This is a genomic window from Tepidimonas thermarum, from assembly GCF_007556705.1.
Taxonomy (GTDB): Bacteria; Pseudomonadota; Gammaproteobacteria; order Burkholderiales; family Burkholderiaceae_C; genus Tepidimonas; species Tepidimonas thermarum.
Window position 1 is genome coordinate 41,472 of record NZ_VJOL01000014.1, and the last position, 8,725, is coordinate 50,196.

The 8,725-nt window shown below is 69.4% G+C and carries 8 protein-coding genes and 1 pseudogene; 6 read left to right on the plus strand and 3 right to left on the minus strand.

Translation table 11 applies throughout. From position 1 onward, the window contains the following. Positions 1 to 24: 24 nt before the first annotated feature. The 4 genes from fdhD to Tther_RS05290 are packed head-to-tail and all read left to right on the plus strand — an operon-like array spanning position 25 to position 4,576. A complete protein-coding gene (gene fdhD, locus Tther_RS05275; RefSeq protein ID WP_143901621.1) occupies positions 25 to 906 on the plus strand; it encodes a formate dehydrogenase accessory sulfurtransferase FdhD in 882 nt (293 codons plus the stop codon). Beyond that, positions 903 to 1,550 (plus strand): uracil phosphoribosyltransferase, encoded by a 648-nt coding sequence (gene upp / locus Tther_RS05280; RefSeq protein WP_143901623.1) that lies wholly within the window; start codon positions 903 to 905, stop codon positions 1,548 to 1,550. Before fdhD ends, upp begins: the two co-directional genes overlap by 4 nt. Continuing rightward, on the plus strand, positions 1,519 to 4,128 hold the full coding sequence (locus Tther_RS05285) for an ABC transporter permease (protein ID WP_143901625.1): 2,610 nt from the start codon (positions 1,519 to 1,521) through the stop codon (positions 4,126 to 4,128). Before upp ends, Tther_RS05285 begins: the two co-directional genes overlap by 32 nt. A 25-nt stretch (positions 4,129 to 4,153) precedes the next feature. Next, positions 4,154 to 4,576, plus strand: a complete 423-nt coding sequence (locus Tther_RS05290) for a group II truncated hemoglobin (RefSeq protein ID WP_143901627.1) — start codon at positions 4,154 to 4,156, stop codon at positions 4,574 to 4,576. A 17-nt stretch (positions 4,577 to 4,593) separates the two neighbouring features. Here Tther_RS05290 and Tther_RS05295 read toward each other — a convergent pair whose 3' ends face one another. Next, positions 4,594 to 5,256, minus strand: a complete 663-nt coding sequence (locus Tther_RS05295; protein ID WP_143901629.1) for a Smr/MutS family protein — start codon at positions 5,254 to 5,256, stop codon at positions 4,594 to 4,596. Between the two features lie 51 nt (positions 5,257 to 5,307). Next, positions 5,308 to 5,979, minus strand: coding sequence for a RadC family protein (radC, locus tag Tther_RS05300; protein WP_143901631.1), 672 nt, complete (start codon positions 5,977 to 5,979; stop codon positions 5,308 to 5,310). A 53-nt stretch (positions 5,980 to 6,032) separates the two neighbouring features. Here radC and Tther_RS05305 point away from each other — a divergent pair, with 53 nt between their 5' ends. Both Tther_RS05305 and ispH read left to right on the plus strand, forming a co-directional pair. Further along, the gene (locus Tther_RS05305) at positions 6,033 to 6,479 is read left to right on the plus strand and encodes an FKBP-type peptidyl-prolyl cis-trans isomerase (RefSeq protein ID WP_143901633.1); all 447 of its coding nucleotides are present in this window, start codon (positions 6,033 to 6,035) and stop codon (positions 6,477 to 6,479) included. Then, positions 6,479 to 7,420: a 4-hydroxy-3-methylbut-2-enyl diphosphate reductase gene (gene ispH, locus Tther_RS05310; protein WP_143901635.1), complete on the plus strand. Its 942-nt coding sequence runs from the start codon at positions 6,479 to 6,481 to the stop codon at positions 7,418 to 7,420. The genes Tther_RS05305 and ispH overlap by 1 nt, the downstream gene beginning before the upstream one ends. 49 nt (positions 7,421 to 7,469) lie before the next feature. On the opposite strand, the pseudogene Tther_RS05315 reads toward ispH, so the two are convergent. Next, a pseudogene (locus Tther_RS05315) lies at positions 7,470 to 8,531 on the minus strand (DUF3387 domain-containing protein); the annotation flags it as partial. Between the last annotated feature and the right edge of the window lie 194 nt (positions 8,532 to 8,725).

Sequence of the window (8,725 nt, forward strand, 5' to 3'; positions counted from 1 at the left end):
CGCGCCGCGGCACGGGTGTCCACCATGTGGCTCAACGAACCCCTGGCGTTTGGCACAGCCGTCGGCGAAGCCGTGGCGCCACCAGGCGTGCGGCTTAGCGCGGCGGCGGCGCCGCTGACGCGTGCCGTGGGTGTGATCGATGAATTCGGGCAGCGGCGCACCATCCACATCCCAGCCGAGCGCGACCTGACGATTTACGTCGATCGGCGCGAGCTCGTGACCTTGATGACGCTGGGTGCGCAGCCCGAGTGGCTGGTGTTGGGGTATTTGCGCAACCAGCGGCTCGTGCAGTCGCCGGATCAAATCGAATCGATCACCGTCGATTGGGAGGTGGGCGCTGCCGCTGTGCGCACCCGCACGGGCCTGGCCGACCTCGAAGCGCGCACCGCGCAGCGCGTGGTCACCACCGGCTGTGGCCAGGGCAGCGTCTTTGGCAGCCTGATGGATGACGTGGAGCGTATTCGGCTCTCACCCACGGCGCAGTTGCGCCAGTCGCAGCTCTACGCCATCTTGCGCACCGTGCGCGAGCAAGACTCGGTCTACAAGCAGGCTGGCTCGGTGCATGGCTGCGCGCTGTTCCAGGGCGGGGAGCTGCTGCTGTTCGTCGAGGATGTGGGCCGCCACAACGCGGTTGACGCGATTGCGGGCTGGATGTGGCTGCAAACGCCCGCCATCCAGCGCGGCGACGACAAGGTGTTCTACACCACGGGGCGTCTGACCAGCGAGATGATCATCAAGGCGGCGCAGATGGGCGTGCCGATCGTCGTGTCGCGCAGCGGCATCACCCAGATGGGGCTGGAGGTGGCCGAGCGGCTGGGCCTGTGCGCCATTGGGCGCGCCACGCACACGCGTTTTCTGTGCTACACGCATCCGCAGCGGCTGGTGTGGGATACTTCGCTGCCATGAGCGAAGCCCCCAACCTGCGCCGAGTCCATCGGATCGACCATCCGCTGGTGCAGCACAAGCTGACCCTGATGCGCCGCAAGGACACCAGCACCAAGACGTTCCGTCAGCTCATCAAAGAACTCAGCGCCTTATTGGCCTACGAGGTCACGCGCGACATCCCGACCCAGGAGGTCGAGGTCGAAACCCCGCTGGAGACCACCACGGGCCGCATGATCGACGGCAAAAAGACGGTGCTGGCCTCCATTCTGCGGGCCGGCAATGGCTTTTTGGACGGGATGCTGGAGGTGCTGCCCAGCGCGCGCGTCGGCCACATCGGCCTGTACCGCGACCCGGCCACGCTGAAACCCGTCGAGTACTACTTCAAAATGCCCTCCGGCATGGAGGAGCGCGACGTGATCGTGCTCGACCCCATGCTGGCCACGGGCAATTCGGCCGTGGCGGCGGTGGACCTGCTCAAGCGGCTGCAGCCGCGCTCGATCCGCTTCGTCTGTCTGGTGGCGTGTCCGGAGGGCATCGCCAACCTGCACGCGCACCACCCGGACGTGCCCATCTACACCCCGGCCATCGACCGCGGCCTCAACGACCACGGCTACATCGTGCCGGGCTTGGGCGATGCGGGCGATCGCATCTTCGGAACCAAGTGAGGCGTCGCCCGGTCGTACCGGCGTGACGATCCCGACTCCTCCCGCCGTCGATCCCCCGTCTGCCTGGGCGCTGGGCTGGCGCGCCCTGTGGCGCGACTGGCGTGCCGGTGAGTTGACCGTGCTCGTCGCCGCCATCGCCCTGGCGGTGGCGGCGCTGACGGCGGTGGGCTTTTTTGCCGACCGGCTGCAGGCGGGTTTGCAGCGCGATGCGCGCCAACTCCTGGGCGGCGATGTGGTGTTGCGCAGCGACCACCCCCTGCCGCCGGAGTACGAACGGCAGGCGCGGGCGCTGGGCCTGGCGGTGACGCGGCACCTGACTTTCCCGACCATGGCCCGCGCCGATGACGCCGACGGTGGCGAGTCGCGGCTGGTGTCGCTCAAGGCGGTGGCCGACGGTTACCCGCTGCGTGGCGAATTGCGCACCAGTGCCGACCCCGACGACCGTATCGGGCAGCCCGGCCCGGGCGTGCCTGCGCCCGCCGAGGCGTGGGTGGACGCTGCGTTGCTCGAAGCCCTGGGGTTGCGTCTGGGCCAGCCGCTGTGGTTGGGCGAGCGGGTGTTTCGCCTCACGCGCGTCGTGACCTTGGAGCCCGACCGCGGCGCGGGCTTTTTGTCGTTTGCGCCGCGCGTGCTGATAGCCGAGTCGGACTTGGCCGCCACCGGGCTGGTGCAGCCGGCCAGCCGTATCCAGTACCGGCTGGTGGTGGCCGGCGACGACGCTGCGGCGGTGCGCCAGTTCGACACCTGGGCCAAGGCCCGCCTGGACGCCACGGGCGAGCGTGGCGCCCAAATCGAGAGCTTCGAGTCCGGGCGGCCGGAGCTGCAGCAAACGCTGCAACGCGCCGAGCAGTTTTTGAGCCTGGTGGCGCTGCTGGCGGCGCTGCTGGCGGCGGTGGCCGTCGCCGTGGCGGCGCGCCAGTATGCGCTGCGTCACCTGGACGACTGCGCCCTGCTGCGGGTGCTGGGCCTGGCGCAAGGCACGATGGCGCGCGCCTACACCGTGGCCTTTGGGCTGGCCGGCCTGGCGGCGGCGGGCCTGGGTGTGGCCATCGGTTTTGGCGTGCATTTCGCGTTTGTCTGGTGGCTCTCCGGTTTGTTGCAGTCCAGCCTGCCGGCGCCGGGCTGGGCGCCGGTCGGTTTGGGCCTGGGCGTGGGCGTGGCACTCATGGCCACGTTTGGGCTGCCGCCGGTGTTGCAGCTGGCGCGCGTGCCGCCGCTGCGCGTCATCCGGCGCGATGTGGGCGGCCTGCAGCCGGCCACCCTGGCGGTGTTGGGCGGCGGGGCGCTGGGCTTTGCCTTGCTGCTGCTGGCCGCCAGCCGCGACCTGACGCTGGGGGCCATCGCGGTGGGCGGGTTTGCGCTGGCCGTGGGGGTGTTTGCGGCCGTCGCCTGGGGGGCGCTGTGGGTCTTGCGCGCCCTGGTGCGCGAAACCCATGCCCCGCGCTGGCTCGTGCTGGCCACGCGCCAGCTCACCGCGCGCCCCGCGTACGCGGTGGTGCAAGTCGCCAGCTTGGCCGTGGGGCTGCTGGCGCTGGTGCTGTTGGTGCTGCTGCGCACCGACCTCATCGACAGCTGGCGCCGCGCCACGCCGCCGGACGCCCCCAACCGTTTCGTCATCAACATCCAGCCCGATCAGGCGGATCCCTTCCGCGCCCATCTGCAGACGCATGGGGTGGCGCGCTACGACTGGTACCCGATGGTGCGCGGGCGCCTGGTCGCCATCAACGGCCAGGCCGTGCGGCCGGAGCAGTTCCGCGGCGAGCGCGCGCAGCGGCTCGTGGAGCGCGAGTTCAACCTCTCCTACAGCCGGGCACAGCCGGCGCACAACCCGTTGGTGGGTGGCCGCTGGCAGCCCGATGAAGCCGGGGCCATCAGCATCGAGAGCGGCTTGGCCGACACGCTGGGTCTGCGCTTGGGCGACCGGCTGACGTTCGACATCGCCGGTGTGCCGCACGAGGTGCGCATCACCAGCCTGCGCAAAGTGGACTGGGCGTCGATGCACGTCAACTTTTTTGCCCTGTTCCCGGTGCAGAGCATGCCTCCGGAGGTACCCTACACCTACATCGCCGCCTTTCGCGCGCCGCAGCAGCCGGGCTTCGACCGGGCGCTGCTGCAGCGCTTTCCCAACGTGACCAACGTGGACACCGGCGCTGCGGTGGCGCAGGTGCAGCGCGTGCTGGATCAGGTGAGTCGGGCGGTGGAGTTTCTGTTTGGCTTTAGCCTGGCGGCCGGGGTGGTGGTCTTGCTGGCCACGGTCGGCGCCACCCGTGCCGAGCGCGAGCGCGACTACGCGGTGCTGCGCGCCTTGGGGGCGCAGTCCGGGCTGCTGCGGCGGGTGCAGCGCGCCGAGCTGCTGGGGGTGGGGGCGCTGGCGGGCGCGCTGGCCTCGGCGGTGGCGGTGGTGGTCGGGTGGGCGCTGGCGCGCTGGGTGTTCGATTTCGACTGGCGCGTCTCGGCTTGGGTGCCGCTGGCGGGTACGCTGGCCGGCGCTGCGCTGGCGCTGCTGGCGGGGTGGTGGACCTTGCGCAGCGTGCTGCGCACCCCGGTGGTGCAGACGCTGCGTCGCGCGGCGCAGTGAGGGTGGCCGGCGCTACCATCGCAGCATGCAGATTCACGAACCCACCCCGCAACGCGCGGATGGCCAGCCCCTGACCCCCTTCGAATGGTTGGGCGGCGAGCCGGCGGTGCAGCGGCTGGTCGATCGGTTTTACGACCTGATGGACCTGGAGCCGGCATACCGCGAGCTGCGCGCCGTCCACGGCGCCACGTTGGACGAGGCTCGGCGTAAGCTGTTTTGGTTTTTGTGCGGTTGGCTTGGCGGCCCACCGCACTATGAGCAGCGCTTTGGCCACCCGCGCCTGCGCATGCGCCATCTGCCGTTTCGCATCGGCATTCGCGAGCGCGACCAGTGGCTGGCCTGCATGGACCAGGCCATGGGTGAGGTGGGCGTGCCCGAGGCGTTGCGGCAGCGGTTGCGCGAGAGCTTTTTTCGCACCGCCGACTGGATGCGCAACACGCCGGGCTGAGCCCCGGGCGCGCGGGGTTATGCGCGGCCGTGGCTGGCCGTGCGCAGCAGCACCACCAGTGCGCCGGCCCCGCCATCGGCTGGACGCGCCTGTACGAACGCCAGCACCTCGCTCTTTTGCACCAGCCAGCTGTGCACGCGCCCCTTGAGCACCGGTGTCTTGCCCGGCGAACCCAGCCCCTTGCCATGCACCACGCGCACGCAGCGCAGTCCCTGGCGGTGCGCATCGCGGAGGAAAGCGGCCAAGTGCTCGCGTGCCGCGTCGGTGCGCAGACCGTGCAAATCGATTTCGGCCTGGATGCTCCAATCACCACGGCGCAGGCGGCGCACCACGTCCGGGCCGATTCCCGCGCGCCGAAAGCTCAGATGCTCGTCGGTGTGCAGCAGCGTTTCGACGTCGAACTCGTCGCTGAGTGCCGCGCGCATCACGGCGCGCTCATCGGCTTGCCGCTGCTGCGGCACAGGGCGCGGGCGAGGGCGCTGCAACTCGGCGCGGCCGTGCGGCGCCAGGCGCTGCACCGGCCCTACGGCACGCTCGAACAGCCGCCGCTCGCGCTCGGCGCGTTCTTCGGCCTCGCGCCGTGCGGCCTCGGCCGCGGCGCGTGCCGCAGCGGCCTGTGCGGCGCGCTCGGCCATGGCCTGTTGGATGGGCCGCAGATCGGCCAGGGATCGCACTTTCATCGCGGGACGCATTGTCTCGCAAGCCTGCCCCGGGTGCGGCCATGGCGCGTGTCACACCAGCCCGCGCTCGGCCATCGACGTGCAGCCCGCGCGCGTGACGACAAAGTGATCCAGCACCCGGATGTCCAGCAGCGCCAATGCGGCCTTGAGGGTGCGCGTCAGCGCCTCGTCGGCACGCGACGGCTCGGCCGCGCCGCTGGGATGGTTGTGGGCCAGGATCACCGCCGCTGCGCCGTGGTGCAAGGCGCGCAGCGCCACCTCGCGCGGGTACACGCTGGTTTGGTCCAGCGTGCCGCGAAACAGCTCCTCCAGCGCGATGAGGCGGTGCTGGTTGTCCAAAAACAGCACGGCAAACACCTCGTGCCCGTGGTGCGCGAGCTGCAGGCGCAGCACGTCGGCCACCGCTGCCGGTGAATCCAGCACGGGCCGCTCGCGCAGCCGCTGCGCGAGCGCGCGGCGCACCATCTCGGTGACGGCCAGCAATTCTGCCCGCTTGGCCGGCCCCAGCCCTTTGACGGCAGCCAACTGCTCGGGCGTGGCCTGCAGCAGGCCGGCCAGGCCGCCAAAACGCGCCAGCAGCGCCTGCGCAAACTGCAGCACCGGCTGACCGGACAGGCCCGTGCGCAGCAGCAGGGCCAGCAACTCCGCATCCGCCAGTGCCTGCGGCCCGCGTGCCAACAGCTTCTCGCGTGGCCGGGCCGGTGGCGGCAGTTCACGCACCATGGTCATCCCCCTGTTGCCTACAATGCGCATTTTCGCGCAACGCCCTGCCTGCCATGCCTGTCGTCGAACCCGGCTCCTTTTTGACCCTGCACTACCGCCTGTGCGGACCGGATGGCACAGCGTTCATCGACACCTTTGGCGCCCAGCCGGCGACGCTGTCGCTGGGCGCGGGCGAGCTGTCGCCGGCGCTGGAGCAGCGCCTGCTGGGCCTGGCCGAGGGCACCCACACCGTGATCGACCTGCCCGCTGGCGAGGCGTTTGGTGCGCACCGGCCGGAGATGCTGCAGTGGGTGGCGCGCAAGCTGCTCGACGAGCTGGGGGATCCGCACGAGCGCTACGCCGTGGGCGACGTGGTGCAGTTTCCCACCCCCGATGGGCAGGGCCACTACGCCGGCGTGGTGCGCGAGGTGCGTGACGACGGGGCCGTGCTGTTCGACTTCAACCACCCGTTGGCGGGCCAACCGGTGCGCTTTGAGGTCCACATCATCGGGGTGCTGTGATGGGGGCGATGGTTCAGGAGGTGGTGCTGGCCGAGCCGCGCGGTTTTTGCGCGGGGGTGGACCGGGCCATCGAGATCGTCGAGCGGGCGCTGGCCAAATTCGGCGCGCCCATTTACGTGCGTCACGAGATCGTGCACAACCGGCACGTGGTCGACGACTTGCGCCGGCGTGGGGCGGTGTTCATCGAAGATTTGGCCGAAGTGCCACCGGGCGCGGTGTTGGTCTTTAGCGCCCACGGTGTCAGCCGTGCCGTGCAGGAGGAGGCTCAACGGCGTGGCTTTCGCGTCTTCGACGCCACCTGCCCGCTGGTGACCAAGGTCCACGTGGAGGTGGCCAAGCTGCGCCGCGAGGGCTACGAATTCATCCTCATCGGCCACGCGGGTCACCCGGAAGTGGAGGGCACCATGGGGCAGCTCGACGGTGGCATCCACCTGGTCGAAACGGTGGCCGACGTGGCGCGTGTGCAGCCGGCGCAGACCGAGCGCATTGCCGTCGTCACCCAGACCACGCTGAGTGTGGACGATACGGCCGACATCCTCGCGGCCATTCGCGCGCGCTTTCCGGCCCTGCGGGAGCCCAAGCAGCAAGACATCTGCTACGCCACGCAAAACCGCCAGGATGCCGTCAAGCAACTGGCGCAGCAGGTGGACGTGGTCATCGTCGTGGGCAGCCCCACCAGCTCCAACACCAACCGCCTGCGCGAGCTGGCGCAACGCTTAGGCGTGCCCACCTACATGGTGGACGATGCGTCGGAGCTGCGCGACGAGTGGTTTGCCGGTGCGCCGCGCGTGGGCGTGACGGCTGGCGCCTCCGCCCCGGAAGCGCTGGTGCAAGGGGTGGTGCAACGCCTCAAATCGCTTGGCGCCACCGCCGTGCGCCGCCTGGACGGCCCCGTCGAGGCGATGCGCTTTCCCCTGCCCAAGGGCTTGAAGGGCGTTTGAGGCGCGGGCGCGTGCGCGGACGTTGCCGGCTGGGCGCGGCGTGTGTGGGTCAAGCAGCGGACCATGCGGCCGACCAAGCCTCGGCTTGTGCGAGCACCGTCCGCACCGCGGCGTCCTGCAGGTCGGGCGGATAGCCGTATTTGCGTAGGATGCGCTTGACCAGCACCCGGAGCCGCGCGCGGGCCGATTCGCGGTGCGCCCAGTCGACAGTGATGTTCTCCTTCAGGCTCATGAGAAGTTCGTGGGCGATCACGCGCAGCTTTGCGTCGCCCATCACCTGCACCGCGGACTCGTTTTCGGCGAGCGCGTCGTAGAAGGCGATTTCCTCGTCGGACAATCCAGATGCTTCGCCCCGGCTTCGGGCCGCGCGGATGTCTTTGGCCAGCTGGATCAGCGCCTGCAACACCTCGGCGGTGGTGATGGCGTTGGCGTGGTAGCGCGCCACGGCATCTTGCAGCCGCTCTGAAAACGCCCGCGTCTCGACGATATTGGCCTTGCTGCGCGAGCGAATGCCGTCGTTGAGGAGCTTCTTCAAGGCCTCCAGTGCCAGGTTCTTCTTCTCCATCTGCTCAACTTCGGCGAGGAACTCGTCCGAGAGGATGGAAATGTCCGGGCTCTTGATGCCTGCGGCCTGAAGGATGTCCACGATCTCGGTGGAGACCACCGCACGGCTGACGATCTGCTGAATGGCCAGCTCGCGCTCCTGCAAAGTCTTGCCTGAACCGGTCGCGCTCTTGACCAGCGCGGCGCGGATGGCCTGAAAGAAGCCCACCTCCTCGCGCACCGCCCGGGCCTCATCGCTAGCCGCCGCCAGCGCGTAGGCCTTGGTAAGCGCGAGCACCGCGTCCGCAAAGCGCCGGTGCGCCGCCTTCTTGCCTTCCGGCGTCGTCTCTTGCGCCGCCCACTGTTGTTGCTGATCCAGAATCCACTCGATGGCACCGGCCATCATCGCCAGCCGCGTCTGCGGCGAACCATCGAGCCCGGCGCGGTAATCGAAGCCATGGAACATGTCGCGCACGATTTCGAGCTTCTCTTGCAGCACGGCCACCGCCTCGGCCTCGTCGATGCCGGTCTGCTCACGGTCACGCGGCGAATATTGAGCGAGAGTTGTGTATCGTTCTTTCTGTAAATTCCATTTTGCCGGTTGTCTGCTGGGCGGGGATCTCCGGCGCTACGCGCCTACGCTCCCCGCCCAGCAGACAGCGCGAGGGTGGGTCTGACGCCATGACTTCGAGAAAGGAGTGTAACCCTCATGGCAATACGAGTCGAAACCAACCCCTTGGAAGCCGCTTATGCGATCTTGCT